This window comes from Streptomyces saintjeani, assembly GCF_055409605.1.
The window spans coordinates 7,399,479-7,425,652 of the sequence record NZ_CP189624.1; the positions used below are offsets into that span (position 1 = coordinate 7,399,479).

The 26,174-nt window shown below is 70.5% G+C and carries 27 protein-coding genes; 5 read left to right on the plus strand and 22 right to left on the minus strand.

Translation table 11 applies throughout. From position 1 onward, the window contains the following. Positions 1-219 precede the first annotated feature (219 nt). From ACQCO7_RS33580 to ACQCO7_RS33635, 12 genes are all read right to left on the minus strand, one after another. A complete protein-coding gene (locus tag ACQCO7_RS33580) occupies positions 220-1,542 on the minus strand; it encodes a sulfate adenylyltransferase subunit 1 (RefSeq protein WP_464075317.1) in 1,323 nt (440 codons plus the stop codon). A gap of 2 nt (positions 1,543-1,544) precedes the next feature. Further along, positions 1,545-2,471 (minus strand): sulfate adenylyltransferase subunit CysD, encoded by a 927-nt coding sequence (gene cysD, locus ACQCO7_RS33585; RefSeq protein WP_464075318.1) that lies wholly within the window; start codon positions 2,469-2,471, stop codon positions 1,545-1,547. Beyond that, the gene (cysC, locus tag ACQCO7_RS33590; RefSeq protein WP_464075319.1) at positions 2,468-3,028 is read right to left on the minus strand and encodes an adenylyl-sulfate kinase; all 561 of its coding nucleotides are present in this window, start codon (positions 3,026-3,028) and stop codon (positions 2,468-2,470) included. Before cysC ends, cysD begins: the two co-directional genes overlap by 4 nt. Next, a complete protein-coding gene (locus ACQCO7_RS33595; RefSeq protein WP_464075320.1) occupies positions 3,025-3,735 on the minus strand; it encodes a phosphoadenylyl-sulfate reductase in 711 nt (236 codons plus the stop codon). Before ACQCO7_RS33595 ends, cysC begins: the two co-directional genes overlap by 4 nt. Beyond that, on the minus strand, positions 3,732-3,911 hold the full coding sequence (locus ACQCO7_RS33600) for a PDDEXK family nuclease (protein WP_075661031.1): 180 nt from the start codon (positions 3,909-3,911) through the stop codon (positions 3,732-3,734). The genes ACQCO7_RS33595 and ACQCO7_RS33600 overlap by 4 nt, the downstream gene beginning before the upstream one ends. Next, entirely contained in the window at positions 3,908-5,605 is a 1,698-nt protein-coding gene (locus ACQCO7_RS33605) for a nitrite/sulfite reductase (protein ID WP_464075321.1), read from the minus strand. Before ACQCO7_RS33605 ends, ACQCO7_RS33600 begins: the two co-directional genes overlap by 4 nt. Before the next feature lie 115 nt (positions 5,606-5,720). After that, complete coding sequence (locus tag ACQCO7_RS33610; protein ID WP_464075322.1) at positions 5,721-5,855, minus strand: putative leader peptide; 135 nt, start codon at positions 5,853-5,855, stop codon at positions 5,721-5,723. A gap of 77 nt (positions 5,856-5,932) precedes the next feature. Next, positions 5,933-6,505, minus strand: coding sequence for a GNAT family N-acetyltransferase (locus tag ACQCO7_RS33615; protein WP_464075323.1), 573 nt, complete (start codon positions 6,503-6,505; stop codon positions 5,933-5,935). A gap of 94 nt (positions 6,506-6,599) precedes the next feature. Further along, positions 6,600-7,877, minus strand: coding sequence for a hypothetical protein (locus tag ACQCO7_RS33620; protein ID WP_464075324.1), 1,278 nt, complete (start codon positions 7,875-7,877; stop codon positions 6,600-6,602). Positions 7,878-8,086: 209 nt separating this feature from the next. Beyond that, positions 8,087-9,313: a GAF domain-containing protein gene (locus tag ACQCO7_RS33625; RefSeq protein WP_464077348.1), complete on the minus strand. Its 1,227-nt coding sequence runs from the start codon at positions 9,311-9,313 to the stop codon at positions 8,087-8,089. Positions 9,314-9,657: 344 nt separating this feature from the next. Next, positions 9,658-9,786 (minus strand): hypothetical protein, encoded by a 129-nt coding sequence (locus tag ACQCO7_RS33630; protein WP_464075325.1) that lies wholly within the window; start codon positions 9,784-9,786, stop codon positions 9,658-9,660. Positions 9,787-9,796: 10 nt separating this feature from the next. Continuing rightward, complete coding sequence (locus tag ACQCO7_RS33635) at positions 9,797-11,431, minus strand: acyl-CoA dehydrogenase family protein (protein ID WP_464075326.1); 1,635 nt, start codon at positions 11,429-11,431, stop codon at positions 9,797-9,799. A 93-nt stretch (positions 11,432-11,524) separates the two neighbouring features. On the opposite strand from ACQCO7_RS33635, the gene ACQCO7_RS33640 reads away from it, so the two are divergent. Further along, a complete protein-coding gene (locus ACQCO7_RS33640; RefSeq protein ID WP_464075327.1) occupies positions 11,525-12,676 on the plus strand; it encodes a YihY/virulence factor BrkB family protein in 1,152 nt (383 codons plus the stop codon). Here the strand turns inward: ACQCO7_RS33640 and ACQCO7_RS33645 are convergent. Further along, on the minus strand, positions 12,642-13,259 hold the full coding sequence (locus ACQCO7_RS33645; RefSeq protein WP_464075328.1) for a Rossmann-fold NAD(P)-binding domain-containing protein: 618 nt from the start codon (positions 13,257-13,259) through the stop codon (positions 12,642-12,644). The two genes, ACQCO7_RS33640 and ACQCO7_RS33645, sit on opposite strands and share 35 nt — an antisense overlap. A 249-nt stretch (positions 13,260-13,508) precedes the next feature. Here ACQCO7_RS33645 and ACQCO7_RS33650 point away from each other — a divergent pair, with 249 nt between their 5' ends. Together ACQCO7_RS33650 and ACQCO7_RS33655 are read left to right on the plus strand one after the other, a co-directional pair. Continuing rightward, complete coding sequence (locus tag ACQCO7_RS33650; RefSeq protein WP_464075329.1) at positions 13,509-14,225, plus strand: helix-turn-helix domain-containing protein; 717 nt, start codon at positions 13,509-13,511, stop codon at positions 14,223-14,225. Further along, positions 14,222-14,443: a hypothetical protein gene (locus ACQCO7_RS33655; RefSeq protein ID WP_464075330.1), complete on the plus strand. Its 222-nt coding sequence runs from the start codon at positions 14,222-14,224 to the stop codon at positions 14,441-14,443. The genes ACQCO7_RS33650 and ACQCO7_RS33655 overlap by 4 nt, the downstream gene beginning before the upstream one ends. A gap of 699 nt (positions 14,444-15,142) precedes the next feature. Here the strand turns inward: ACQCO7_RS33655 and ACQCO7_RS33660 are convergent. Further along, positions 15,143-15,535, minus strand: coding sequence for a VOC family protein (locus tag ACQCO7_RS33660; protein ID WP_464075331.1), 393 nt, complete (start codon positions 15,533-15,535; stop codon positions 15,143-15,145). Between the two features lie 101 nt (positions 15,536-15,636). Between ACQCO7_RS33660 and ACQCO7_RS33665 the strand changes: the two genes are divergently transcribed. Continuing rightward, the gene (locus ACQCO7_RS33665; RefSeq protein WP_464075332.1) at positions 15,637-16,164 is read left to right on the plus strand and encodes a DinB family protein; all 528 of its coding nucleotides are present in this window, start codon (positions 15,637-15,639) and stop codon (positions 16,162-16,164) included. Here ACQCO7_RS33665 and ACQCO7_RS33670 read toward each other — a convergent pair. Beyond that, positions 16,151-16,771, minus strand: a complete 621-nt coding sequence (locus ACQCO7_RS33670) for a VOC family protein (protein ID WP_464075333.1) — start codon at positions 16,769-16,771, stop codon at positions 16,151-16,153. The two genes, ACQCO7_RS33665 and ACQCO7_RS33670, sit on opposite strands and share 14 nt — an antisense overlap. Before the next feature lie 220 nt (positions 16,772-16,991). Next, entirely contained in the window at positions 16,992-17,858 is an 867-nt protein-coding gene (locus ACQCO7_RS33675; protein ID WP_464075334.1) for an aminoglycoside phosphotransferase family protein, read from the minus strand. Between the two features lie 137 nt (positions 17,859-17,995). Between ACQCO7_RS33675 and ACQCO7_RS33680 the strand changes: the two genes are divergently transcribed. After that, positions 17,996-18,646: a ThuA domain-containing protein gene (locus tag ACQCO7_RS33680; protein WP_464075335.1), complete on the plus strand. Its 651-nt coding sequence runs from the start codon at positions 17,996-17,998 to the stop codon at positions 18,644-18,646. Between the two features lie 7 nt (positions 18,647-18,653). Here the strand turns inward: ACQCO7_RS33680 and ACQCO7_RS33685 are convergent, their stop codons facing one another. The 6 genes from ACQCO7_RS33685 to ACQCO7_RS33710 all read right to left on the minus strand — a co-directional run bounded on the left by ACQCO7_RS33685 (position 18,654) and on the right by ACQCO7_RS33710 (position 26,150). Beyond that, the gene (locus tag ACQCO7_RS33685) at positions 18,654-19,712 is read right to left on the minus strand and encodes a LacI family DNA-binding transcriptional regulator (RefSeq protein WP_464075336.1); all 1,059 of its coding nucleotides are present in this window, start codon (positions 19,710-19,712) and stop codon (positions 18,654-18,656) included. Positions 19,713-19,926: 214 nt separating this feature from the next. Then, positions 19,927-21,552 (minus strand): glycoside hydrolase family 43 protein, encoded by a 1,626-nt coding sequence (locus ACQCO7_RS33690; RefSeq protein ID WP_464075337.1) that lies wholly within the window; start codon positions 21,550-21,552, stop codon positions 19,927-19,929. Between the two features lie 38 nt (positions 21,553-21,590). Then, positions 21,591-22,496 (minus strand): carbohydrate ABC transporter permease, encoded by a 906-nt coding sequence (locus tag ACQCO7_RS33695; protein ID WP_464075338.1) that lies wholly within the window; start codon positions 22,494-22,496, stop codon positions 21,591-21,593. Next, positions 22,496-23,380: a carbohydrate ABC transporter permease gene (locus ACQCO7_RS33700; RefSeq protein WP_050372039.1), complete on the minus strand. Its 885-nt coding sequence runs from the start codon at positions 23,378-23,380 to the stop codon at positions 22,496-22,498. Before ACQCO7_RS33700 ends, ACQCO7_RS33695 begins: the two co-directional genes overlap by 1 nt. Positions 23,381-23,388: 8 nt before the next feature. Further along, positions 23,389-24,723, minus strand: a complete 1,335-nt coding sequence (locus ACQCO7_RS33705) for an ABC transporter substrate-binding protein (RefSeq protein WP_464075339.1) — start codon at positions 24,721-24,723, stop codon at positions 23,389-23,391. 299 nt (positions 24,724-25,022) lie between these two features. Further along, positions 25,023-26,150, minus strand: coding sequence for a LacI family DNA-binding transcriptional regulator (locus ACQCO7_RS33710; protein WP_464075340.1), 1,128 nt, complete (start codon positions 26,148-26,150; stop codon positions 25,023-25,025). Between the last annotated feature and the right edge of the window lie 24 nt (positions 26,151-26,174).

Sequence of the window (26,174 nt, forward strand, 5' to 3'; positions counted from 1 at the left end):
TTGGCCCGGCGGGTCACGGTCTCTCAGGTCGTGGCCGGGAGTTCGGCAAAGGGTTTTCGTCGATGTCGGGACGTCCGGTGGGGGGACAGGGCGCGCGAGCGGTGCGCGTACGTCATCACGCACATCGGGCCACCCCGCCCTGCCCGCTGCCGAGGGCGCCGCTGCCGACGCGGCCACCCTCTTTCGCGAACGTCGAGTAGAAGTCGTCCTGAGTCATCGTCAGAAGTCCCAACCGTCGTCGTCTGAGGCGTTCTTGACGGGTTCGGGGGCGGCGAAGGACTCGCCGACCATGCCGGCCGTGAGCGTGGTGCCGTCGGCCGGGTCGATCAGGATGAAGGAGCCGGTGCGGCGCGAGTCGGCGTACGAGTCGACGGGCAGCGGCTCGGCCGTACGGATCTTCACGCGGCCGATGTCGTTGGCGACGAGCTGTCCCGGGTGCGGGTGCAGGGACAGGTCGTCGAGCGTGAGGCGGGAGGGGATGTCCTTGACGATCGCCTTGACCGTGCGGGTGCCGTGCTTGATCAGGACGCGGTGGCCGACGGTCAGCGGCTGGTCGGCGACGTGGCAGACGGTCGCCTCCACGTCCTGCGTGGTCGCGGGGGCGTCCTTGCTCGGGACGATCAGGTCGCCGCGCGAGACGTCGATGTCGTCCTCCAGCAGGAGCGTCACCGACTGCGTCGTCCAGGCTTCCTCAACGGGCGTGCCCAGCAGGTCGATCGAGGCGATCCGGGTGGCGCGGCCCGACGGCAGGACGGTGACCGCCTCGCCGACGCGGAACGAACCGGCGGCGATCTGACCGGCGTACCCCCGGTAGTCGGGGTGGTCGGCGGTCTGCGGACGGATCACGTACTGCACGGGCAGCCGCGCGTGGCAGTGCGCCAGGTCGTGGGCGACGGGGACGGTTTCGAGGTGTTCGAGGACCGTCGGGCCGCCGTACCAGTCCATGTTCGCCGACGGCTCCACGACGTTGTCGCCGACGAGCGCCGAGATCGGGATCGCGGTGACCTCGGGGACGCCCAACTCCGTGGCGTACGCGGTGAATTCCTCGGCTATCGAGGCGAACACGCCCTCCTGGTAGCCGACCAGGTCCATCTTGTTGACGGCGAGGACGACGTGCGGGACGCGCAGCAGGGCCGCGATCGCCGCGTGCCGGCGGGTCTGCTCGACGACGCCGTTGCGGGCGTCGACGAGGACCACCGTCAGCTCGGCCGTGGAGGCACCCGTCACCATGTTGCGGGTGTACTGCACGTGGCCGGGAGTGTCGGCGAGGATGAACCGGCGTACGGCGGTGGCGAAGTAGCGGTACGCCACGTCGATCGTGATGCCCTGCTCGCGCTCGGCGCGCAGCCCGTCCGTCAACAGGGCGAGATCCGGGGCGTCCTGACCGCGTGACGCCGACGCCCGCTCCACGGCCTCCAGTTGGTCGGTGAGGACCGACTTGGAGTCGTGCAGCAGCCGCCCGACCAGGGTCGACTTGCCGTCGTCGACGGAACCGGCGGTCGCGAACCGCAGCAGCGTCGTCTCGGTGAGTATGGCGCTCATCTCTAGAAGTACCCCTCGCGCTTGCGGTCCTCCATCGCGGCCTCCGACAGCTTGTCGTCGGCGCGCGTGGCACCCCGCTCGGTCAGCCTGGACGCCGCGATCTCGGTGATGACCTGCTCCAGCGTCACCGCGTCCGAGTCGACCGCGCCCGTGCAGGACATGTCGCCGACCGTGCGGTAGCGCACGAGCCGCTTCTCGACCGTCTCGGACGCCTTCGGACCGCCCCACTCGCCGGCCGTCAGCCACATCCCGGCCCGCGCGAACACCTCACGCTCGTGCGCGAAGTAGATCTGCGGCAGCTCGATGCCCTCGCGGGCGATGTACTGCCAGACGTCCAGCTCGGTCCAGTTGGACAGCGGGAAGACCCGTACGTGTTCACCCGGCGCGTGCCGCCCGTTGTACAGGTTCCACAACTCCGGTCGCTGGCGCCGCGGATCCCACTGCGAGAACTCGTCCCGCAGCGAGAACACCCGCTCCTTCGCGCGCGCCTTCTCCTCGTCCCGGCGCCCGCCGCCGAACACCGCGTCGAACTTCTCCGCCTGGATCTTCTCCGTCAGCGGCAGCGTCTGGAGCGGGTTACGGGTCCCGTCGGGCCGCTCCTTGAGAACGCCCCGGTCGATGTAGTCCTGCACGGACGCGACATGCAGGCGCAGCCCGTGCTCCTGTACGACGCGGTCGCGGTACTCCAGGACCTCGGGGAAGTTGTGCCCGGTGTCGACGTGCAGCAGCGTGAACGGGACCGCCGCCGGACGGAACGCCTTCAGCGCCAGGTGCAGCATGACGATGGAGTCCTTGCCGCCCGAGAACAGGATCACCGGGTTCTCGAACTCCCCCGCGACCTCACGGAAGATGTGCACGGCCTCCGATTCGAGGGCGTCCAGATGCGAGAGCGCGTACGTGCCCCCGGTAACCGTCGCGACGGTGGTCACACCAGTCCCCTTTCGCTGAGCAGCGCGTGCACCGACGCGGCGGACTCCCGCACGGTCTGGTCCTGCGACTCGATCCTGAGGTCGGGTGACTCGGGAGCCTCGTACGGGTCGTCCACGCCGGTGAGACCGGTGAGTTGACCCGCCGCCTGCTTGGCGTACAGGCCCTTCACGTCCCGGACGGAGCACACCTCCACCGGAGTTGCCACGTGCACCTCCAAGTACGGTGTCCCGCCCTCCTGGTGGCGCTTGCGGACGGCCTCGCGGCTGTCGGCGTACGGCGCGATCACCGGGACCAGCGTCTTCACGCCGTTGCGGGCGAGGAGTTCGGCGAGGAAGCCGATGCGCTGCACGTTGGTGTGCCGGTCCTCGCGGCTGAAGCCGAGGCCCGCCGAGATGAACTCGCGGATCTCGTCGCCGTCGAGGACCTCGACGGCGTGGCCCTCGGCGCGCAGCAGCCCAGCCAGCTCGTACGCGATGGTGGTCTTGCCGGCACTCGGCAGACCCGTGAGCCAGACGGTGGCTCCGGTCGTCACGTCGCTCTCCTGATTCGTCGTCATCCGTGCAGCCCGCACTCGGTCTTGGCGCGTCCGGCCCAGCGCCCGGCACGCGCGTCCTCGCCCTCCAGGACGCGGCGCGTGCAGGGGGCGCAGCCGACGGACGCGTAGCCGTCCATCAGCAACGGGTTGGTGAGCACGCCGTGTTCGAGGACGTACGCGTCCACGTCGTCCTGCGTCCAGCGGGCGATGGGGGAGACCTTCACCTTGCGGCGCTTCTCGTCCCAGCCGACCACCGGGGTGTTCGCCCGGGTCGGCGACTCGTCGCGGCGCAGGCCGGTCGCCCACGCCTGATACGCCGTCAAACCCTGCTCCAGCGGCTGGACTTTACGCAGCTTGCAGCACAGGTCGGGGTCACGGTCGTGGAGTTGGGGACCGTACTCGGCGTCCTGCTCGGCGACCGTTTGACGGGGCGTCAGGGTGATGACGTTGACGTCCATCACCGCGTCCACCGCGTCCCGGGTGCCGATCGTCTCGGGGAAGTGGTAGCCCGTGTCCAGGAAGACCACGTCCACCCCCTTGCGGACCCGGGAGGCGAGGTGGGCGACCACCGCGTCCTCCATCGAGGACGTCACGCAGAAGCCGTCGCCGAAGGTGTCCACCGCCCACTGGAGGATCTCCAGCGCGGAGGCGTCCTCCAGGTCGCGGCCCGCCTGCTCGGCCAGCTCCTTCAACTCGTCGTCGGTGCGCGCTTTCTGAGTGGTCGTCATATCCGGTCGCCTCCGTCGTCGGCCCGTCGAAGCCCCCGGGAGAGAAGCCCGAGGAACTTCAACTGGAATGCGCGACTGCACGCCGCGCATTCCCAGGCGCCGTGACCTTCTTCGCTGGGACGGAGGTCCTCGTCGCCGCAGTAGGGGCAGTAGAAGGGCGCCGCGCGCTCGGTCATGACAGCGCCTCCTCGGACGCCCGCGCCGCCCACGTCGCGAACCGCTCGCCGTCCTCGCGCTGCTCCTGGAACCGCGTCAGGACCCGCTCCACGTAGTCCGGCAGCTCGGCCGAAGTCACCTTCAGGCCACGGACCTTGCGCCCGAACCCGGCCTCCAGTCCGAGCGCGCCGCCGAGGTGCACCTGGAAGCCCTCGACCTGCTCGCCCTCGTCGTTCAGGACCAACTGCCCCTTGAGGCCGATGTCCGCGACCTGGATGCGGGCGCAGGCGTTCGGGCAGCCGTTGATGTTGATGGTGATCGGCTCGTCGAACTCCGGGATACGGCGCTCCAGTTCGTCGATCAGCTGGGCGCCGCGCGCCTTCGTCTCGACGATCGCGAGCTTGCAGTACTCGATGCCCGTGCAGGCCATCGTGCCGCGCCGGAACGGGGACGGCTTCGCGGTCAGGTCGAGCGCCTCCAGACCCTCGACGAGCGAGTCGACCCGGTCCTGCTCGACGTCCAGGACGATCATCTTCTGCTCGACCGTCGTGCGGACCCGGCCCGAGCCGTGTGCCTCGGCGAGGTCGGCGATCTTCGACAGCGTCGCCCCGTCCACCCGGCCCACGCGCGGCGCGAAACCGACGTAGAACCGGCCGTCCTTCTGCCGGTGCACGCCGACGTGGTCGCGCCAGCGCTCCACCGGCTGCGCCGGGGCCGGACCGTCGATCAGCTCGCGCTTGAGGTACTCGTCCTCAAGGACCTGCCGGAACTTCTCCGCGCCCCAGTCGGCGACCAGGAACTTCAGGCGGGCGCGGGTGCGCAGGCGGCGGTAGCCGTAGTCGCGGAAGATCGAGATGACGCCCTCGTAGACGTCCGCGACCTCGTCCAGCGGGACCCACGCGCCGAGCCGGACGCCGATCTTCGGGTTGGTGGAGAGACCGCCGCCGACCCACAGGTCGAAACCGGGGCCGTACTCGGGGTGCTCGACGCCGACGAACGCGATGTCGTTGATCTCGTGGGCCACATCCAGCAGGGGCGAGCCGGAGATCGCCGACTTGAACTTCCTCGGCAGGTTCGAGAACGCCTTGTTGCCGATGATCCGGGCCTGGATCTGCTCGATCGCCGGGGAGCCGTCGATGATCTCGTCCTCGGCGATACCGGCCACCGGAGAGCCGAGGACCACCCGCGGGGTGTCGCCGCACGCCTCGGTGGTGGACAGGCCCACCGCCTCCAGGCGCTCCCAGATCTCCGGCACGTCCTCGATACGGATCCAGTGGTACTGCACGTTCTGACGGTCCGTCAGGTCGGCTGTGCCGCGCGCGAATTCCTGCGAGATCTCGCCGATCACCCGCAGTTGCCCGGTGGTGAGCCGGCCGCCGTCGATGCGCACGCGCAGCATGAAGTACTTGTCGTCCAGCTCCTCCGGCTCCAGGATCGCGGTCTTGCCGCCGTCGATCCCGGGCTTGCGCTGGGTGTACAGCCCCCACCAGCGCATCCGGCCGCGCAGGTCGTTCGGGTCGATCGAGTCGAAGCCGCGCTTCGAGTAGATCGTCTCAATGCGTGTCCGCACATTGAGACCGTCGTCGTCCTTCTTGAACTGCTCGTTGCCGTTCAGCGGGGTGAAGTGCCCCGCGGCCCACTGACCCTCGCCGCGGTGACGGCTCACCTTGCGACGGGACGCTGCGGCGGCAGGGTTCTGCGGGGTGGCGGCCATGGTTATGTACGTCCTTCAAGACAGGCGAATGCGGCTCTGACATGGGTGATTCCAGCACGTCAGGAGGGTGGGCGCAGGACAGGCGGAAGGGCGGGAACAGCTGCGACGCGGCTCGTCAGCTCGCCGGACAGATGGCGCTGGACATGCGGCAGAGATCGACGTGCCGCCGACTCACCAAGGCGATTCCAGTTCCGGACATGGTGGAAAGCGTGGCACGGCGTTCTGGACGCAGTCCAGCTTCATCCGACATGCGGACACTCGTGTCTCGTCAGGCGAGACGTGGGTGGGATCGGTCACATGCGGCGTACGAGGGCTTGTCGGCGCAGGTCACGCCGGGTAAGCACCCGGCCAGGGGCCCGGCGCGGCGACCTGGGCCTGCTCCTCGACCTGCGTGTCGAACAGGTGGAAGCCCCGGCGCAGATAGTTGTCCATCGCGTGCTCACCGTCCAGCGAGCAGGTGTGCAGCCACACCCGCTTCGTCGGCGTCCGCTGCGGCCAGCGCTCCGCGAGGTCCCAGGCGCGCGCGGCGCCGTACGACAGGAGGTGACCGCCGATCCGGCGGCCCCGGAACGCCGGCAGCAAACCGAAGTAAGCGATCTCTACGACACCGCTCTCCTGCGGGTCCAGCTCCACGTACCCGGCCGGAGTGTCCCGCTCGTACGCCACCCACGTCTCGACACCCGGACGCTCCAGGTGCTCGCGCCAGCGGTCGTACGGCCAGGCGAGCCGGTCGATCCAGCGGATGTCCCCGCCGACCGAGGCGTACAGGAACCGGCTGAACTCCGGCGACGGGACAGCCGCGCGCACCACCCGCACCTCGCCCCCGGGGGCGGGCGCGGGGAGGAGGTCGGTCGGCGCGGACTGCTCCAGGGACCAGGTGGTCACGGGGATGTTGCTCATGGGGTCAGGCAATCATCCGGACCCGAGGTCTGTCGATCACCTGCCGGTACGGACGATCACCTGCCCATGCGGACAGAAACGGCACAGCAAACGGTTACGACGCGTCGTCGCTCCACTGCTTCTTCGCCGCCCGGTCCACCGACGCCAGAGGCATCGCGAACAGCGTGCGGTCCGACTGGGACCAGACCTCGCCGGTCGCCGCCCAGTACGACAGGGACTGCGGGGCGCCGCTCCAGCAGGCGTGGCCGTCCGCGCCGTCGCACTCCGCGGCCGACGTGCCCTTCGTGTCCTGGCGCCACAGCGTGCCGTGCCCGTGGCCCTTTCCGGGCGCCTGGCTGACGTACCACGCGTCGTCGCGGGCCAGGACGCCGCGCACCCCCTCGACCTCGGTGCGGTACGCCTCGGTCGCCGCGACACGGCCGTACGAGTCGGCGGCCAGCAGGCCCGTACGGTCGGGCAGGGAGCTGAGGGCGTAGCGCCACAGACGGGTCGCGCCGCCGCGGGTCGTCCACTCGCCGGCGACCAGGCTGTCGGGGACCGTGCTGCGGTCCAGCGAGATCGTCGCGGGACGCGGGGCGCCCGCGCCCAGCCGGTACGTGCCGACCGCCGGGAGCACGAAGCGCGCGCGGTGCGCCGACCAGCCGCCGGCGACCCGGCCGACCGCGTCGCCGTCGACCGTGGCGCGCTGGATGCGGTTCATGTCGAAGACGTACAGCGCGGCGCCGTCCCCGTCGTCGGCGGTCACCAGCAGCTTGTCCTGGTACCAGACCATCCCGGACAGCCGGGAAGAAACAGGACGGAAATCGTTTCCGTCGTCCACCGGTACGGCGAGCAGGACCCACGAGTACGTCAGCCGACCGGGGTCGTTGGCGTCGACGAACGCGACCCGCGCGAACCCGCCGGTGTGCGACCAGCCGGAGAGGATCACCCGGTTCGTGCCCCACACCCCGTCGTCGTCCGCGTCCCCGGACGTCGTCACCGCGCCCGCCCGCCAGCCGCGGGTGTCCGAGGCGTCCCAGCAGTACGAGGTCACCGGCTCGGGGGCGACGGGGAGTTGGCCGCGTTCGGCCGCCGTACAGTCCGCCGAGTCGCGCAGCAGCCGGTCACCGGCCTCCAGCACCGAACTCACCCCGACCGGACGGCCCATGCCCGCCGCGAGGCGGTCCAGGGACGGGGTCGGGACCAGATCCTCCGTCATCCGCAGGGCAGTGGTGACCTCTGCCTGCTTCAGCGCACCCGGCACGTCCGAGACCGTCGCCTGCGAGGCGCTGACGATCGTCGCGGCGGCGGTCAGGGCGAGAGCGGTCCCGGCGAGGAACCCGCGCAGCGCTTTTCCCCTACGGCGCCGACGGTGGCGGCCACGTTGCGTCATTAAGTCCTCCCAGGGCGGGCCAACTGCGCCTGTTGATCCGTGCGTTGACCGAGGAGCAGGTGGGGTGACCCGTAAGGGACTCTACGGCAGACGGGCCGCACCCGGGAGGAAGACCCGGCAAAGGATGGGCGGAAAGCGTGTGCGAAGGGTATTCCGAGGGATATCCCTATGCCGACTCCCTTGTTGTGCAAGGGTTTTCTGACGCCGGCTCACGACGACGCCGCCCGCGCCCGTCCCACCGCCGACGCCGCCGAGTGCGGGAGCAGGTCACCCGGCTGGTCCGGCAGCAGGACGTCGACCTCCGCGTCCTCCCGGTACCGGTACGGCCGGTGCTCCAGGAACTCCCCGAGATAGCGCCGTATCCGCGACATCTCCGCACGCACCGTCACCGTCCGTGCCGGGTCCCCGAACACCTCCTGGGCCAGCTCCGCCGCACTGCGCCCCGCCGGGTGCACCGCGAGGAGGTACAGCAACTCCGCGTGACGCGGGCTGAGTTCCTGCGACCAGGAGCCCGCGCCGCCCGACACGGTCACCGACCAGCGCCGCCGCCGGGACAGGTCGAGGGCGATCCGCGCACCATGGCCCCGGCCGCCGCCCGGCTCCACCGCGCGCACCAACCAGCCCCCGTCCAGCGGCTCCAGAGCGCACAGCCCCAGCGCCGGGACCCAACCGGTGCCCTCCGACGCCGACTTGGGGAGCGTGATCCGCTGCACGTACGGCATCCCCGTCACCGCCGCCGTCCAGCCGTCCCGGTCCACGACCGTCGCCCGGCCGCCGAGCCGCGCCAGCACCGGGGCGGCCACCGCGCGCAGGCGTTGCAGGGAACCGAGGTGCGTCTCCCGCAGCCGCGCCTCGGCGAGCTTCGCCACCGACTCCACCCACGCCAGCGTCGCCGGGTGCGCGGACTCCTGCGGGCCGCTCACGTCGACCACACCGAGCAGCCGGCCGTCCCTCGGGTCCGTGATGGGGGCGCCCGCGCAGGTCAGATGGGTCAGCGACCGGACGAAGTGCTCCCCGGCGAACACCTGCACCGGGCGGCGCTCGACCGCCGGGGTGCCCACGCCGTTCGTGCCGGCGGCCTCCTCGCTGAGGTCCGCGCCGAGGCCGATACCCACCTCGTCCGCCTTGCGCAGCACCCGGGAGCAGCCCTCCCGCCACAGCACCCGGCCCTCGCCGTCGGCCACGATCATGATGTGCCGGGCGTCGTCCGCCGCCGGGAGCAGGCCCGCGCGCAGCACCGGGACGACCGCTCCGAGCGGTGACTCCGCCCGGCGTCTGCGGACCTCGTCCGGCGTCAACAGGTCGGACGTCAAGTCGTGTTCGGGGTTCACGCCGCGTCCCAGGACCCTCGTCCAGGACTGCTCGATCACCTGGCGCGGACGGGACCTCCGCTCGCCGGGGACACGGACGGCGGTCACGTTCCGCGCCGCTTTCATCGGCGGATTCGCCACGGGTGCCTCCGGAGACGACGTGAGGTGGAGAAGGTGGACAGGGCCGGGCGCCGGCTGCCCGGGTGTGCGGCGGCCGGTCTCCCATCCTGCCGCGCCCACCTGACATCCGGGTGCGTTCACGTCCCTCTACAGGCCCGTTGCAACCCTTTGCAACCCTGGTGAACGTACCTGTGGTGCTTGAAACTTGAGTCACGCCGACGAGCGCGGCGGCCCCGGCCTCGCAGGACCGGGGACGCGCGGGTGGTGCCGTGTCGGCGCGGCACCACCCCGTGGGGGCCGAAGGCTGGTGCGGGCCGGGGGAGTCGGGTGGGCCGGGGTTGTGCAACCGCTTACGCCTTGTTGCCGCGCGGGGAGTTGTGCGACCGCTTGCACACCGAGCCGCTGCCGGAGTTGTGCAACCGTTTGCCGCCCGAGCCGCCCGAGCCGCCCCGCGAGTTGTGCAACCGCTTCCACAACATCCCCGCCCCCTCACCCCACCCGCGCCCGCTCCACCACCGCCCCCAGATCCAGCGTGTGCGGCAACCCCCCGAACGTCGCCCCCGCATCCCCGCCCAGCCGCGACGCGCAGAACGCGTCCGCCACCTCCGGCGGGGCGAACCGGACCAGCAGTGAACCTTGCAGGACCAGCGCGAACCGTTCGGCGAGGCGCCGGGCCCGCGCCTCCACCCCCGCCAGGTCCGCGAGTTCGGTGAGCAGGTCCTTGATCGCCGCGTCGAGGCGGTGATCGGCGCCCCGCGCCAGACCCACCTCCCGGAGGTACGCGTCCAGCGCCGCCGGTTCCCGCTGGAGCGCCCGCAGCACGTCCAGCGCCTGGATGTTCCCGGCCCCCTCCCGGACCGAGCCCAGCGGCGACTCCCGTACCAGCCGGGGCATCCCCGACTCCTCGACGTACCCGTTGCCGCCCAGGCACTCCGCGGCCTCGACGACGACCGGCGAACACCGCTTCGTCACCCAGTACTTGGCGGCCGGCACCGCGATCCGCAGCAGCGCCGACTCCCGCTCGCCCCCGTCGTCGTACGCGGCGGCGAGCCGCATCCCGAGGACGGTCGCCGCCTCCGACTCCAGCGCGAGATCGGCGAGGACGTTGCGCATCAGCGGCTTGTCGGCCAGCTTCGAGCCGAACGCCTCGCGATGCGCGCAGTGGTGGACGGCCTGCGCGACGGCCTGCCGCATCAGCCCGGCGGAGCCCAGCACGCAGTCGAGCCGGGCCGCCGCGACCATGCCGGAGATCGTGCGCACCCCGCGCCCCTCCTCACCGACCCGCCGCGCCCACGTCCCGTCGAACTCGACCTCCGCCGACGCGTTGGACCGGTTGCCCAGCTTGTCCTTGAGACGTTGCAGCAGAAACCGGTTGCGAGAACCGTCCGCCAGCACCCGGGGGACCAGAAAACACGTCAGCCCGCCAGGCGCCTGCGCCAGCACCAGGAAGCCGTCCGACATCGGCGCCGAACAGAACCACTTGTGCCCGGTCAGCTCGTACGCGCCCGTTTCAGCAAGCGGTTGTGCAACGGACGTGATCGCCCGGACGTCGCTCCCGCCCTGCTTCTCCGTCATCCCCATCCCCAGCAGCGCACCCCCCTTCTCGCCCGCCGGCCGCAACTCCCGCTCGTACAGCGAGGAGGCCAGCAACGGCTCCCACACGGCGGCGAGTCCGGGCTCCGTCCGCAGCACCGGCACCGCCGCGTGCGTCATCGACAGTGGACAGCACGTCCCCGCGTCGACCTGCGACCACACCAGGAACCCGGCGGCCCGCCGCACCTGCCCGCCGGGCCGCGACCAGGCCGCCCCCGTCAGCCCCGCGCCGACCCCCTTGCCGAGCAGCCGGTGCCACGCCGGATGGAAGTCGACCTCGTCGACCCGGTGCCCGTACCGGTCGTGCGTACGCAGCCGGGGCGGATTCCCGTCCGCCTGTACGGCCCACTCGCGCACCTGTGCGGAACCGGCCGACCGCCCCAGCTCGGTCAGCGAGGCGTGTGCCTCGTCACGCAGCTCGGGCGCCAGATGCCGCTCCACCGCGTCCACCAGGACCCGGTCGGTGCCGTACACGTCGTACGCGGCAAGGGGAGGAGGCTGATTGGTCACGGTGTGGGTGGTGCCTGCCATAGCCCGCAACCTATCCGCTCCCCGGGCGTCACGTGCGCCGACGCCGTGGCACCGGGGATGAGTACGGCCGCCAGTGGCGGATACCTTTAGGGCGTGCAGCCAGCAAGTCAGTCACCCCCGCACCACGCGGCACCGAGCCGTTTCCACCGGGCGCGCGCCCTCTACCGCGACGTGTCCATGCGCAGGACCGCCTGGCTGCTGCTCAAGGACACGGTCAACTCCTGCGTGGAGTACCGGATCCTGGGACTGGCGGCAGAAGCCGCTTTCTTCACGTTGCTGTCCGTGCCGCCGCTGCTGCTCAGCCTCATCGGGCTGCTCGGGTACGTCGACGACTGGACCGGCACCGACACGATCACCAGCCTGGAGGCCAACATCCTGGACGCCTCCCGGACGGTCCTGTCCGACAAGGGCGTCAAGCAGCTCGCCCAGCCGATCCTGGACGACGTGCTGAAGGGCGGCCGGCCCGACATCGTCTCGATAGGGTTCCTGTTCGCCCTGTGGTCCGGCTCGCGCGCGGTGAACGTCTTCATCGACACGATCACCGTCATGTACGGCCTCGACGGGGTGCGCGGCATCGTCAAGACGCGGCTCGTCGCCTTCGCCCTGTTCATCGTCGCCCTCGTCATCGGGGCGGTCGCGCTGCCGCTGATGGTCGCCGGTCCCGACGCCGTCGTAAGGATCGTGCCCTGGTCGGCGACGCTCGTGCAGCTGCTGTACTGGCCGGTCGTGATCCTGCTGTCGATCGCCTTCCTGACCACGCTGTACCACGTGTCCGTGCCGGTGCGCTCGCCCTGGATCGAGGACGTGCCGGGGGCGCTGGTCGCCCTCGCGATGTGGGTGTTCGGCAGCTTCCTGCTGCGGATCTACCTCCAGAGCACCATCGAGGGCGCCACCATCTACGGCTCGCTCGCCGCCGCCGTCGCCGTCATGCTGTGGATCGGCGTCGCCGCGTTCGCCGTGCTTGTCGGGGCCGCCGTCAACGCCGCGATCGACCGCGTCTGGCCCGCCGCCGCGACCGCCGCCGCCCGCGCCGCCAACGAGCGCCTCCGCAAGGAGGAGGTCGTCGAGTACGTCGCCCGGATGTCCGCCGTGCAGGGCCGCGAGGACCCCGACGACCCCGACATGCCCTCCGAGTTCCCCGAACGCTGGTCCCGCTTCCTCCCCCACGAGAACGTCACGGCCCGCCTGCGGACCCACGCGAAGACGGTGGCTAAGGCACAGGAGGAGCAGCGCCGGGAGAAGTGAGGGGGTTGTGGCAGCGGTTTCTGTGCGTTGCCCGGCGGGGCTGTTTTGTGGAAACGGTTGCTGTACGTTGCCGGCGCGGGCGTTCGCGGTAGCGGTTGCCGTACGGTGCCCGCGCCGGCGTTGTGCAAACGGTTGCTCCGCGTTGCTCCGCCTTCCAGGCGCCCTCCGTCGCCGCCTCCCGGGCGTACTCCGCGAAGTCGCGCGGGGCGCGGCCCAGGACTGCGTGGACGTCGTCCGTCGACAGGAACTCGTTGTGGCCGTCGAGCAGCGAGGCGAACGTCCCGGTGAGGAAGCCGACCTCCTCGGGCGGCAGGCCGAACGACGTCAGGACCTGGGCGTACTGCTCCGAGGTGACCGCCGTGTACGTCAGCTCCCGGCCCGACGCCCGCGCGATCTCCGCGACCGCGTCCCGGAACGTCATCAGGCGCGGGCCCGACAGGTCCAGCGCGCGGCCCACGTACTTCTCGCCCTCGGTGAGGGCGCGCGCGACGACCTCCGCGAGGTCCGCCAGGTCGAGGAACGGCTCGGTCACCTCGTCCGCCGGGAACACCAGGTCGCCGGTGATCCGCAGGCCGTCCGCCATCGGGCCCTCGCTGAAGTTCTGGTTGAACCACGCGGCCCGGACGACCGTCCGGGCCGCGCCGGGCCCTGGCCTCGGGAGGCGGGGCGGACGATGAGGCCGGCGGCCTGGGCGGCTCGCGCGACGCGGCTGCCGGTACGGCCGGTTGCGCCGGTGACTATGAGGGTCGTGTCTGTGTTCGTCATGGGTTCAGTCAAGCGGGTGTCCGAGGTGAGTCCGCAAGAGCACCGGGGGAAGGCGTAGCGTGGAAGCGTGTACGAGGAACACCCGTCCCGCCTGACCGGCGCGGTGGTATGGACGACCACAGCATCGGGTGCGCCGGGCGCGGTCCTGCCTGACGGCTGCATGGACCTGCTGTGGACCGAGGGCCGGCTCCTGGTCGCCGGCCCGGATACACAGGCGTACGTCCCTGAAGGACCGAGTGCCGCATGGGCGGGCGTCCGTTTCTACCCCGGCACAGCTCCCGCCCTGCTGGGGGTCCCCGCACACGAACTCCGCGACCGCCGGGTTGAGTTGGCGGACCTGTGGCCGGCGCCGGAGGTACGGAGACTGACCGCACGGATCGCGGCGGCGCCGGACCCGGCGCGGGGGTTGGAGGAACTGGCCCTTGAACGGGCCGCACCTCCCGACCAGTTACTGTCGGAATTGGTCACCGTTCTCGACGCGGGCCGCTCGGTCTCGGCGACAGCCGATGGACTGGGGCTGGGCGCACGCCAGTTGCACCGGCGCTCGCTGTGGGCCTTCGGCTACGGCCCCAAGACGCTGGCCCGAATCCTGCGGCTGCAAAGGGCGTTGGGGCTGCTGCGAGGCGGGGTGCCCCCGGCGGAGACGGCGGCGAGGGCGGGGTACGCGGATCAGGCGCACCTGTCGCGTGAGGTGAGGATGTTGACGGGAAGTACCCCATCGGGCCTGACGCAGAAGACGGTGAACGGCCAAGTCCTGAAGGTGAAGTTAGGAGCGGTGGGATGACACGCAACACGGTGGATCCGGCGACGATCACGCCGGAGATGGCTGCTCAGATCCGTACGTGGCGAGTCGATGAGGATCTCTCCTGGCGCGCAGTGGCCCGGGCCGCGTCCGACCTGTGGGGCTCCGAATGGGGCAGTAGCCAGCTCTACGGTGAAGACCTCTGCGCGGCTGCGGCGAAGACACTGGGCGAAGACCCCTGCGACGAACCGTGGAACTGACGCCTGCGGTGTGGTCGCTGGTCATATCGGCCGACGTGGTGATCACTTCAGTCGTACTCGCGCAGTACGCCAACCAACTGGCGTCCCTCATACGTGCCGCGCCGCAGCAGCAACGCCGCTGTGGTGTGCAGCTTGTTCCCCGGCCGTCGGGCTGACTTCCGGCGGTTGGTGGGTACGGACCTCCACACCGATCCGGACCATCCGCTCGTAGCCGCCAAGGGTGTGGGTGCCGAGCCTCGCGCAGTCCGGCCATGTGGCCGTCGAGTTCCTTCACCAGGTCACGGGCGCGCTTGTCCGCGATGACCGCCTCGTTCGCCTGGCTGGGGGTGAGAATAAAACACAGCGGCTGGCAGTGGCTGTCCGCAGTGAGGTGGATCTTCGTGGTCAGCCCTCCCGGGAGCGTCCCATCGTGTGGCGGCCGGGTTTTGCGGCCGGGGTCTCTTTTCGCGGGTTCCGGCCGGGTACTGGTGTGCTCGCACGATCGCGGCGTGACGACCCGGCCCAGGTCGCCCTTCGGCGTTGGCCCGGGCGGGCAGGTCCGGAACTTCCACACGATCTCGTCGATGACCTCACGGCGGTCACGCCACCGCCCGCGCCCCGCTTCGGCGTCCGGTCCGGCGACAACGGCTCCATCCGCGCTCACCGCGCGTCAGTCGATGGCACACCGGACCGACGATCCGATGACCGGAAAGAGACGGCTTAGCTCAACGGCGCGAACAGATCCACCCCGTTGCCGTCCGGGTCGTGCACCACCGCGTACCGCTGCCCCCATACGGCGTCCCACGGTTTCGTCTCCCCGTGATGCCCTGCGGCGATCAACTCCTCGTACACGGCGTCGACTTCGCCAGGCCCGTCGCACAGCAGCGCAAGAGACGCCCGCCCTCCCGGACCCGGCGTCTCGAAGCCGGGGGAGAAGGACCGCACCATCTCCTCCGTGTCCAGCATCAGCCGTAGCCCGCCGGGAAGCGCGGCCTCGGTGTGGCCCTCCCGTTCGGCTCCCTCGGGGAAGACGAACCCGAGGCGGCGGTAGAAGGTGACGGACGCGGACATGTCGTGGACGAGGAGGCCGATGGCGTCGAAGCGTGGAGTCATGGGGACACCGTAGGCAGGCGGGGAGACGCCGGTCTTGAAGGAAACGGACGTCCCTCGGAAACCGTTTGCACAACATCTGACCCCACCACGAGGGTGTCCCGATGACCACCCCGCGCCTCGACCTCCTCCGCTGGCAGACCGACCTGACCTGGTCCCTCTTCACCTACCACCTGGACCTCCTGCGACCGGACGACCACCTCTGGGAACCGGCGGACACGTGCTGGACGCTCCACCCGGACGGGGAGGGCGGCTGGACGCCGGACTGGGCGGAGACCGAACCGGAACCGGTGCCGGTGCCGACGGTCGCGTGGGTCAGCTGGCACCTGGGCTGGTGGCTGGGTACGACGACGGACCACGTGCTGGGCCGAACTCCCCGTAAACGGGAGGACGTTGCCTGGCCGGGCCCGGGCGAACCGGCGATCATCTGGCTGCGCGGGCTGTACGAGGAGTGGACGACGGCCGTGGCGGCCCTCACGGACGCCGATCTGGACCGCCCCTCCGCCTACCCCTGGCCGGAGGACGCGGGCCTCACGATTGCCCATCAACTCGCCTGGGTGAACGCCGAGTTGATGAAGAACGTCGCGGAGATCGGTCAACTCCGCATGATCCGCACGGTCAGCCGAACGTGACGGTCCCGTTGGGCGTGTCCAGCGTGAACGACATGCCCAACGGCCCCTCGGAGACGGGGAGTTCGACGTCGAGCGCGGCGAGGGCGGACCGGACCGCCGAAGGGTCGGGAGCCGTGGCCGACAGCGACACCAGCGGAGTGACCGGCAGCCCCGACACGGTCGGGTGCGGAGAGGACCCCCAGTCGATGAGAAACGGCACGAGCCCGGAGGAGCCGTCCGTCAGCCGCCATTCGAGAAGCGCCCCGTCGGGCCGGCGCCGGCTCATCGGCTGTACGTCGCCGGGGTCGTACCCGCGCGCCCGCGCGGCCGTCACCGCGAGGTCGATGTCCGGCGGGGCGATCGCCCAGGTCAGCGTGGTCGGCCGGGACAGCCGGTCCACTCCGAACGGCCGTGCCCCACGATGCGCGGACTGCTCCGGATCGGGCCCGATGATCTCCAGATAAGCACCACCCCCCAGCCCGACCAGGTGATTGCGGGTACCGAGCCCGACATGCACCCCACCCGGCGCCGGCACGACCCCCGTCCGCCGGGCGAAGTCGTCGACGGTAGCGGCCAGTTCGGGCGTCGCGAGCACGAGATGGTCGAGCCGTGCGGGAATCGTGTTCATCCCGCACGAGACTACGCGCAAGGTCTTCACAACAGGACCCGCGGGACAGAACGGACTTGGACCCGAACCCGCGGCTCCGCCCGCACGGGGGGCCGCCCTCGCCGCCGCCCGGCCTGCCCGCCCGGCTCGACCTGCCGGTGCAGCACAGCCGGCTCGCCCCACCTGCCCAGCCAGTCCGCCGTCCGGACAGGCAGCGGCGCCGGGAACACGACGACAGGCCCTACCGAAAGTCCCCCAACACCGCCTCCACAGCCCGCAACCCCAGCCGGAACATGCCCGGATTCGTCGTCCGGTAGTAGTCGATCCCGCTCACGAACGTCAGCGCCCACCCCCGCCCCCGCGCCCACGTCGCGTCGTCGAACCCGGCGGCCTCCCGGAACACCTCCCGCTGCCCGGCGTCCAGCACCGCCCACGCCGGGATCGCGTCGCAGGCGGGATCCCCTACCCCGGCCGCCCCGAAGTCGATGACGGCGCTCAACCGGCCCCCGGAGACAAGGATGTTGCCGGGGATGAGGTCACCGTGCGCCCACACGGGAGGCCCGTCCCACGCGGGCTGCGCGAGCGCGTGCTCCCAGGCGGAGAGGGCGGCGGCTACGTCGATGTCGTCGCCGGCCCTCGCGATCCAGGTCCGCGTGAACGCATCCCGAGCCCGCAGCGCCCCACCCCGGTACCCGACCGGCGCCCCGGCGATGTCCGCCGTCCGCAGCCCGGCGACGAACTCGCCCAACTCCCGCGCGAACACCTCCCCTTCACCCCCGGTGGGATGCGTCCCCTCGATCCACCGGCCCACCGCCCACGGAAACGGATACCCCTCATCGGGCCGCCCGACCGCGACCGGCTCGGGCACGGCGACGGGCAGCGAGGGCGCCAGCCTCGGCAGCCACAACGCCTCGAACTCGGCCTGCTCCACGACGTCTTCGACGATCGGCAGCCGTACGAGCAACTCGTCGCCGAGCCGGTAGATCGCGTTGGTGGTCCCGCCCGGCACCACCTCGGCCAGCGGCAGCCCCGCCCACTCGGGGAACTGCCCGGCCAGCAGCCGTCGTACCAGCGCGGTGTCGGTCCTGATCTGGTTCTCGTGCATCATCAGCGCGGGACCTTAGCCCGGCTACCAGGTGAACGGCATCCGAGTTTTTCAGCAACCGGTTACTACGAAATTTTCGGTAGCCCCGAGACCCCCGCCCGGCCCCGCACACGCCCACCCCCCGGCATAGGCTCGACCCCATGGCCCCACGTCTCCTCGTCTACAGCCGCACCACCGGCTACCGCCACGACTCCATCCCGTACGCGGCCGACGCCCTGCGCGTGATCATGGGGGAGTGGACGGTCGACCACACCGAGGACCCGGCGGCCCTGGACTCCCCGCTGACGCGGTACGCGGCGGTCCTCTTCCTCTCGACCAGCGGCGAGGTCCTCACTCCGAAGGGGCGCGAACTCCTCAAGGAGTACGTCGAGTCGGGCGGCGCGTTCGTCGGGGTGCACGCGGCGGCCACCACCGAGTACGACTGGCCCTACTACGGCGACCTCCTCGGCGCCCGCTTCGACCGTCACCCCGACTACCAGCCCGGCAAGGCCGTTGTCGAGGACGCCGGTCATCCCGCCACCCGACACCTGCCGCAGGTCTGGGACTTCACCGACGAGTGGTACGACTTCCGCACCAACCCCCGAGGTTCGGTACGGGTGTTGCTGACCGCCGACGAGTCCTCGTACGAGGGCGGCGGCATGGGCGAGGACCACCCGCTGGCCTGGACCCGCACGCAGGGAGAAGGCCGCGTCTTCTACACGGCCCTCGGGCATGCCGAGGAGGCGTACGACGACCCGGCGTTCCGGGCGCACCTTCGGGGTGGCATCACCTGGGCCGCGCAAGGGAGTTGACGAGGCGTCAGGCGTGGGTCCGGACCCGGGGCGCCGCCGTGCTCGCCCGTATGACCAACCGCGTCGACAGCTCCGTACGTGTTCCCTCCGGCCGTTCCCCGTCCATCATCCGCACCAGCAGCCGCAAGGCCGTCGCCGCCATCTCGCCGAGCGGCTGGCGGACGGTCGTGAGGCCGGGGTTCGCCCAGCGGGACTCGGGGAGGTCGTCGAAGCCGACGACGCTGATGTCGTCGGGGACTCTCAACCCGCGTTCCGCCAGGGCCGCGTAGACGCCGAGGGCCATGTGGTCGGAGCAGACGAAGACGGCGGTCGGCGGCTCGGGCAGGTCGAGGAGTTCGCGCATGCGCTGCCGGGCGGTGGACTCCTCGAAGGAGCCGTACCGGATGTACTCGGGCCGCTGCGGCAGACCGGCAGCGGCGAGCGCCGAACGGTAGCCCGCCACCCGGGCGTTGCTGCACTGCTTGCGGCGGCGCCCCGCGATGACGGCGATCCGCTCGTGCCCGAGCGCCAGCAGGTGCTCCGTCGCGCTCACCCCGCCCTGCCAGTTCGCCGCGCCCACTGACACCGCGCCGGGCGGCGGTTCGTGCGCCGGGTCGATCATCACGTACGGGATGCGGTGCTGCTCCAGCCAGGCGTACTGCGAGTCCGTCAACTCGGCCAGGTTGAACAGGACTCCGGCCGAACCGCGCGTCGTCAGCTTGTCGAGCCAGCCGCGCTGCGGGCGGTCGCCCCGGACGCTGCGGCCGAGGCCCGCCGAGACGACGACGTCCAACCCCGCCTCGTGCGCGGCCTGTTCGACGCCGTGCAGCACCGCGCCCGACCAGGAGCTGTCCAGGGAGTGGACGACGAGGTCCACCAGCCGGGGCGGCTTCGACGCGTCGAACCGGGGCCTGCGGACGTACCCCAGCCGGTCCAGCGCCTCGGTGACCCGGCGCCGGGTGTCCGGCGCCACGTCCTCCCGGCCGTTGACGACCTTCGAGGCCGTCGGGACCGACACTCCGGCCTCGCGTGCCACGACCGCCAGCGTCGGTCCGGCCGTCACGTTCGGACTCACCGTGCGGACCATAGGGAACCCACCTCTCCGGCCCGCCGTTGGGCCAGCGAAAGCTCGACCAGCGCTGTTTCGGCCGTTTTCGAGCGTCCGGCCGACAGAAAGCGCTTGCTATCCTAAAGGCGTCGCAGCGTGACGGGAAGACACCGGGAGTCACGGGTTCACGTGACCGGAATCGCGGACGTGAACTTTCGAAACCCCGAACAGACTCAGGGAATTCTGGGGCGACTTAGCGGGATTTCCGGGGCAACTCCTCGCACTCCAGGCGGAAGTCGCGGAAGTCCGCCGTGAACGAGGCGTCGACGAGATCGCGGGCGTGAATGCCCACGAGGGTGCCCGTGAAGCGCAGTTTGTCGCCGTGGTCGTCCGAGAGACGGCCCGCGTCCAACGGCGGGCCGACCGGGGTGTACGTGTCGTCGCGCAGGTACCAGAACCGCGCCTCCGTCCCCTCCACGGAGACGCCGATCGTGACCGGCCCGCTCAAGTCGACGTCCACCACCACGACTTCACGCGCCCCCGTCTCGTCCCGGTCGATCAGGCTCAGGACGGTACGGCCCTGGCCGCGCCACTGCTGGCCGCGCTGCCGCTCGCCCGCAGGCTCCGACCAGGTGAGGTCGAGGCTGAGGTACGCCTCCGCGTCGTACCGCAGGATCAGACCGGCGGCCTGCGTGAACGTCGACGGGCTTGCCTCGACGGTGACTTGGGCCATGGCGTGGTGTTCGGTGAGGCGTTGGGCCAGGAGGCTCTGGGACCAGCGGGATTCCGGGCCCTGGCGGCCACGCAGGCGGATCCAGCCCGGGCGTGAAGTGACGTCCGCCCAGGAGGGGTCGGGGGGTTCGCGGAGGGTGCTCCAGGGCCAGCCCAGGGGGGTGGTCGGCCGGGAGGACGTTTCGGAAGTTACGGAAACCGCCGGCACCGCCACCTCCTCCGCCGGATGCCACCCTCCGCCCTTCAGCCGGGGCCACCCCTCCTCGTCCCACACCACCGCCTGCACCGCCGTCTCCCGCCCCAGCGTGCAGCGCGGTCCCCCCGGCGTCTCCAACGGCCGCCCCACCAGATGGCCGAGGAACCACTCACCCCCGGCCGTCCGCACCAACTCCGCGTGCCCCGCCTTCTGCAACGGCACCGACGGATCGTCCCGGGACGTCAGCAGCGGGCGGTCGGCCAGTTCGTACGGCCCCGTCAGCGAACGGCTGCGCGCGGTCAGGACGCCGTGCTCGAAACCGGTGCCGCCCTCGGCCAGCACCAGGTGGTACCAGCCGTCCCGCTTCAGCAACTTCGGCCCCTCGACGAGCCGTTCGTGCTGGAGCAGCAGGTGCGTGTCGCCGAGCGGCTTCAGCGTCACCCGGTCCAGTTCCGTCGCGACGATCCCCGAGAAGCGGTTCCCGGCCGGGCGGTGGTCGTTCTGGAGGTTGAGCAGCCACAGCCGCCCGTCCTCGTGGAAGAGGGCGGGATCGAAGCCGTGACTCGCCACCCGGCGCGGCTCGGCCCAGGGCCCGGAGACGTCGGGTGCGGTCGTGACGTACGTATCGAGGTCGAAGTAAGGCGTGCCGACCGAGCGGACGACCGCGTACACCATCCAGAACGACTCGCCGTCCCAGCTCAGCGAGGGCGCCCAGATGCCGGCCGAATCCGGCACGCCCGCGAGGGAGTTGCCGGGGACGGCGCCCTCGACGTGACCGGCGTGCTCCCAGTGCGCGAGATCGCGGGAGCGGTGTACCGGGATCGTCGGGAACCACTCGAACGAACTCGTCGCGACGTAGTACCAGTTGCCCGCGCGGACGAGGGAGGGGTCGGGGGCGAAGCCCCGGATCACCGGGTTGTGCGCGATCAACGTCCCCTCAAGGTGCGCCACTTGAGAAGCGTCGGCCGCCACTTGGGGCTCCCCGCCCGTCACTTCAGCGCTCCCAGCGTCACACCCGACCGCCAGTACCGCCGCATCGCCACCATCATGACCGCCATCGGCACGATCGACAGCAGCGCGCCCGTGAGGACGAGGCTCGTCAGGTCGACCCCCGACTCCAGCCGCTTCCCGGACCAGTTGTAGAGGCCGATGTTCAGCGTCCAGTTGTTCTCGCCGCGCAGCACGGTCAGCGGCAGGAAGAAGGAGTTCCAGGTGTTGACGAACGCGAGCAGGAACACCGTCGCGCCGCCGGTCGTCATCATGCGCAGCACGATCGAGAAGAAGATCCGCAGCTCGCCCGCCCCGTCGAGGCGCGCGGCCTCCAGGAGTTCGTAGGGAATCGTCGACTCGGTGTAGACCTTCGCGAGGTACACGCTGAACGGGTTGATCAGGCACGGGATGAGCATCGCCCAGGGCGTGTCGACCATGCCGATCTCGGAGAACAGCAGGTACAGCGGGAGCGTCAGCAGCGCGATCGGGATGAGGAACGAGCCGACGACGGACGCGAAGACGAGGCCCCGCCCGGGGAAGTCGAAGCGCGCGAGGCCGTACCCCGTCGCGAGGGCGATCAGCGTGCCACCGAGGGAGCCGACGCCCGCGTACAGCAGGGAGTTGGCGGTCCAGCGCAGGAAGATGCCGTCCTCGTAGGTGAACAGCTGGTGCAGGTTGTCCCAGAGGTGCCAGCCGGAGAACCAGAGGCCGTTGGACTGGTAGAGGCCCGTACGGTCCTTGGTGGCCGCGACGATCAGCCACCACACCGGGAAGAGGCTGTAAATGCTCGCGAGCGCGAGCCCGATGAGCAGGAACCGCTGGCCGCCGCGCGAACGGGAGCGCGGGTCGGGTTTCGTGAGTCGGCGGACCGCCGCTTTCGGCGCGCGGTCTTCGGTCAGGGTCATCAGTCGGCCTCCCTCGATGTCAGCCGGTAGAAGACGAAGGAGGCGAGGCCCAGGATCAGCGCGAGGAGCACCGAAAGGGCGGCGGCGTAGTGGTAGTTGCCCGCGTTGAACGCCTGGTTGTAGATGATCATGATCGGCGTGAAGCTGTCGTCGACCGTCTGCGGCGTGACGTTCCTGAACAGCGCGGGCTCGTTGAAGATCTGGAGCATCTGGATGATCGACAGCAGCCCGGTCAGCACCAACGCGCCCCGGACGTACGGCACTTTGATGCTGCGGGCGATCCTGAGCTCGGAGGCGCCGTCCAGCCGGGCCGCCTCGAACAGCTCGCGCGGGACCGCCTGGAGGGCGGAGTAGATGATCACCATGTTGTAGCCGATGCCGTGCCAGGTCAGCAGGTTGCCGATGGACGGCCACACCATCGACGGCGCGAAGAAGTTCCAGTGGAACCCGAACGCGTCCCCGATCGCCGTCAGCGGGCCGACGTCCGGGCTGTACAGGTTGATCCACACGATCGCCGCGACGACCCCCGGGATCATGTACGGCACGAGCAGCAGGATCCGGAACCTGCTCGCCGCGCGCGAGGTCACCGCGTCGAGCAGGAGCGCGAGGACCAGGCTGACCAGCAGCATCACCGGGATCTGCACACAGGCGAAGACCACGACCCGCAGCACCGAGCCCATGAACGCCGAGTCGGTGAGGCCCTCGCGGTAGTTGTCGAGGCCGGTGAACTTCTCCGTCGAGCCGCCGAGGCCGAGCCCGGACTGCTGGACCTTGTACAGCGACTGGTAGACCGCGTAGCCGATCGGAAGCAGGTACAGAAAGACGAAGCCGAGCTGGAAGGGCACCGTGAACGCGGCACCCTTCCAGCGCTGGGAGCGGATCATCGGAAGCCTCAGCCCTTCACGGCGATGCCACGGGACGTGAGGTCGTCGACCGTCCACTTCTGCATGTGCGCCAGCAGGTCGGTGACCTTCTGCTCCTTGCTGACGACCTTGGCCCAACCGGCTTGCAGCTCACTGAACATGGCCGTCCAGTTCGGGCCGAACGTCCAGTCCGTGGTGACCGTGTTCAGGCTGTCGCCGACGATCTTCTTCGCCGGGTCGTAGTGCGTGCCCAGCAGCTTCTGGGAGATCGACTCGTCGACGTACGAACTGGTGTCGGCGAGCGCCGGCATCACGCCGTTGCCCGTCTCGGGGCTCGCCATCGTCTTGACCGCGCCTGGGTCCGTGGACATCCACAGCGCGGCCTCGGCGGCCTGCTTCCGCTGCTTGCAGTCCTTCGTCACCAGCGTGACGCTGCCCGTCAGGTTCGTGCCCGCCGGGGTCTTCGCGGCCTCGCCCGCGAACGCCGGCCACGGCGCCAGCGCCCACTGGCCGAACGACTTGGTGAAGTTCTGCACCATGCCGGCCATCTGCCAGGTCGAGATCTGGCGCGTGACCGTGCCGCCGTTGTCGTAGTTGCGCTGTACGGCCGCGTAGTCGGCGAACGACAGCGTCGAGTTGAGGTCGTTGTCGATGATGTCCTGGATCACCTTCGCGGCCTTCAGCGTGCCCGCGTCCTGGAAGTCGATCTTCCACGCGTTGCCGTCGATCGCGTACCAGTGCGCGCCCGCCTGCATCGCGAGCACCTCCAGCGTGGAGGGGTCCTCACCCGCGTAGTTCGTGATCTTGACGTTGTGCTTCTTCAGCTCCTTGCCGGCCGCGACGAACTCGTCCCACGTCGTCGGCGCCTTGATGCCGTACTTCTGGAAGACGTCCGCCCGGTAGATCGTGAAGTTCGGCGAGGAACTGGTCGGCACGCCGTAGAACTTGCCCTGCACCTGCGCGCTCGCCCACGAACCGGCGTTGAACTTGTCCTTGCTGGAAGCGACGTACTGCGAGACGTCGGCCAGCGCGCCCTGGGAGACCCACGTCGTCACGTACTCGGCGGTGTTCTGCACCAGGCAGGGGGCGTTGCCCGCCTTCACCGCGTTCGTCAGCTGCTTCTGCATCGTCAGCTGGTCGGTGACCTTCGTGTACTTGAGCTGCACGTCCTTGTGGGACGCGTTGAACGCCTTGACGACCGCCTCCTGCCCGTTCGCCCAGCCCCAGTAGGGGAGAGTCACCGGGCCCGACGCCGAGGAGCCGTCGTCGTCGCCCGAACCGCCGCAGGCGGCGAGCAGACCTGTCAGCGCGATTCCCGCTGCGGCTGCGCGGGCGATCCTTCTGCGGGGGCTGATGGCATTCATCTGACCGTGATCCTTCGGGAAGTAGGCGTCTCGACGAGGCGAGAGCGGCGGCTCGGTACTGGCCGTAGGCGGCGGCCGGACGGCGGGGAGATGCGGCGTCGGGCCGGCTCAAGCGGAAGGTGTAGTAACCGGTTGCTGTGACGTTAGGCCGACAGGATCGGCATTATCAAGAGGCGTGCGAGAAAATCTTGGGCGAATCGGCCCGAAATCCAGTAACCGTTTACGTGCCCTGTCGGGGAGTGCGGCCGACCTTGCGGCAGAGCCGCCGGGACCCTCAACTCGGGCGTACGGAAGGCGGGTTACCGCGGCAGCCGGGGTGGCCGCACCGAGTCCCGTACGACGACATGGGTACCCAGGATCAGGTGCTCGGCCTCCGTCGCCCTGCCCTCCCCGGACCGTCCGGAACCGGCGAGGTCCAGCCCGGCCCTGCGGTCGGCGACCGCCCGCAGCGCGACCCGGCCCATCTCCTCGTACGGCACGTGCACCGTCGTCAGTCCGGGCGTCAGCTGCGAGGCCAGCGGGATGTCGTCGTACCCCGCCACCGACACGTCGTCCGGCACCCGCAGGCCCACCGACCTGAGCGCCTGCATCGCGCCCGCCGCCACCACGTCCGTCCCCGCGAGGACCGCCGTGAAGCCCGGCGTCCGCGCGAGCGCCTGCTGGACCGCCGCGTACCCGTGCTCGTAGTCGTACGAACCGCGCCGCACGAGCCCCGGGTCGAACGGCACCCCGTACGCCTCGAACGCCCGCCGCGCGCCCGCCAGCCTGCCCTGGGCGGTGGTCAGCCCGGACGGCCCCGGCAGCACCAGGACCTTGCGGTGACCGGCCGACAGGACGTGGCTGGCCATGGCGTAGGCGCCCGACTCGTTGTCGTAGTCCACCGTCGTCGCCGGGACGTCGCCCTCCAGCGGTGGCCTGCCGACCAGGACCAGATGCGAACCCGCCGCGTCCAGCGAGCGCGCGAAGCGGGCCATCCTCGTCTGGTACTCCGTGCGGTCGTAGGCCCCGCCGAGCAACACCACGGCCGCTACGCCCTGTTGGCGCATCATGTTGACGAGAGCCAGCTCCCGCTCGGGGTCATCGCCGGTCGTGCCGACCAGGGAGAGCCAGCCGCGCAGCGTCGCCGCGCCCTCGACACCCTTGGCGACGTGCGCGAACGCGGCGCCGGTGATGTTGTTCATGAGGATCGCCACCGTCGGCGTACCGCCGCCCGCCAGCGATCTCGCGTGCGCGTTCGTCACGTAGTCCAGGTCCCGGACCACCTTCATCACGCGGCTGCGGGTGCCGGCGGCCACCGGATAGTTGCTCACGCCCAGTACCCGGGAGACGGTCGCGACCGAGACCTCCGCCTCCTTCGCCACGTCCTTTATCGTCACCCTGCGCTTGGACCTGCCGGCCTTCTTGACGCCCGACTTTCGCTCACTCACCGTCACGCCTCCTTCCAGTCATGG

Coding starts and splice junctions, on each gene's coding strand:
- ACQCO7_RS33670 (WP_464075333.1), bottom strand. CDS start 16,771: ATGAACACGATTCCCGCACGGCTCGACCATCTCGTGCTCGCGACGCCC.
- ACQCO7_RS33600 (WP_075661031.1), bottom strand. CDS start 3,911: ATGACCGAGCGCGCGGCGCCCTTCTACTGCCCCTACTGCGGCGACGAG.
- ACQCO7_RS33700 (WP_050372039.1), bottom strand. CDS start 23,380: ATGATCCGCTCCCAGCGCTGGAAGGGTGCCGCGTTCACGGTGCCCTTC.
- ACQCO7_RS33695 (WP_464075338.1), bottom strand. CDS start 22,496: ATGACCCTGACCGAAGACCGCGCGCCGAAAGCGGCGGTCCGCCGACTC.
- ACQCO7_RS33610 (WP_464075322.1), bottom strand. CDS start 5,855: ATGTCGGATGAAGCTGGACTGCGTCCAGAACGCCGTGCCACGCTTTCC.
- ACQCO7_RS33705 (WP_464075339.1), bottom strand. CDS start 24,723: ATGAATGCCATCAGCCCCCGCAGAAGGATCGCCCGCGCAGCCGCAGCG.
- ACQCO7_RS33680 (WP_464075335.1), top strand. CDS start 17,996: ATGGCCCCACGTCTCCTCGTCTACAGCCGCACCACCGGCTACCGCCAC.
- cysC (WP_464075319.1), bottom strand. CDS start 3,028: ATGACGACGAATCAGGAGAGCGACGTGACGACCGGAGCCACCGTCTGG.
- ACQCO7_RS33630 (WP_464075325.1), bottom strand. CDS start 9,786: ATGTTGTGGAAGCGGTTGCACAACTCGCGGGGCGGCTCGGGCGGCTCG.
- ACQCO7_RS33645 (WP_464075328.1), bottom strand. CDS start 13,259: ATGGCGGACGGCCTGCGGATCACCGGCGACCTGGTGTTCCCGGCGGAC.
- ACQCO7_RS33675 (WP_464075334.1), bottom strand. CDS start 17,858: ATGATGCACGAGAACCAGATCAGGACCGACACCGCGCTGGTACGACGG.
- ACQCO7_RS33665 (WP_464075332.1), top strand. CDS start 15,637: ATGACCACCCCGCGCCTCGACCTCCTCCGCTGGCAGACCGACCTGACC.
- ACQCO7_RS33605 (WP_464075321.1), bottom strand. CDS start 5,605: ATGGCCGCCACCCCGCAGAACCCTGCCGCCGCAGCGTCCCGTCGCAAG.
- ACQCO7_RS33635 (WP_464075326.1), bottom strand. CDS start 11,431: ATGGCAGGCACCACCCACACCGTGACCAATCAGCCTCCTCCCCTTGCC.
- ACQCO7_RS33685 (WP_464075336.1), bottom strand. CDS start 19,712: ATGGTCCGCACGGTGAGTCCGAACGTGACGGCCGGACCGACGCTGGCG.
- ACQCO7_RS33660 (WP_464075331.1), bottom strand. CDS start 15,535: ATGACTCCACGCTTCGACGCCATCGGCCTCCTCGTCCACGACATGTCC.
- ACQCO7_RS33580 (WP_464075317.1), bottom strand. CDS start 1,542: ATGAGCGCCATACTCACCGAGACGACGCTGCTGCGGTTCGCGACCGCC.
- ACQCO7_RS33625 (WP_464077348.1), bottom strand. CDS start 9,313: ATGAAAGCGGCGCGGAACGTGACCGCCGTCCGTGTCCCCGGCGAGCGG.
- ACQCO7_RS33620 (WP_464075324.1), bottom strand. CDS start 7,877: ATGACGCAACGTGGCCGCCACCGTCGGCGCCGTAGGGGAAAAGCGCTG.
- ACQCO7_RS33655 (WP_464075330.1), top strand. CDS start 14,222: ATGACACGCAACACGGTGGATCCGGCGACGATCACGCCGGAGATGGCT.
- ACQCO7_RS33595 (WP_464075320.1), bottom strand. CDS start 3,735: ATGACGACCACTCAGAAAGCGCGCACCGACGACGAGTTGAAGGAGCTG.
- ACQCO7_RS33615 (WP_464075323.1), bottom strand. CDS start 6,505: ATGAGCAACATCCCCGTGACCACCTGGTCCCTGGAGCAGTCCGCGCCG.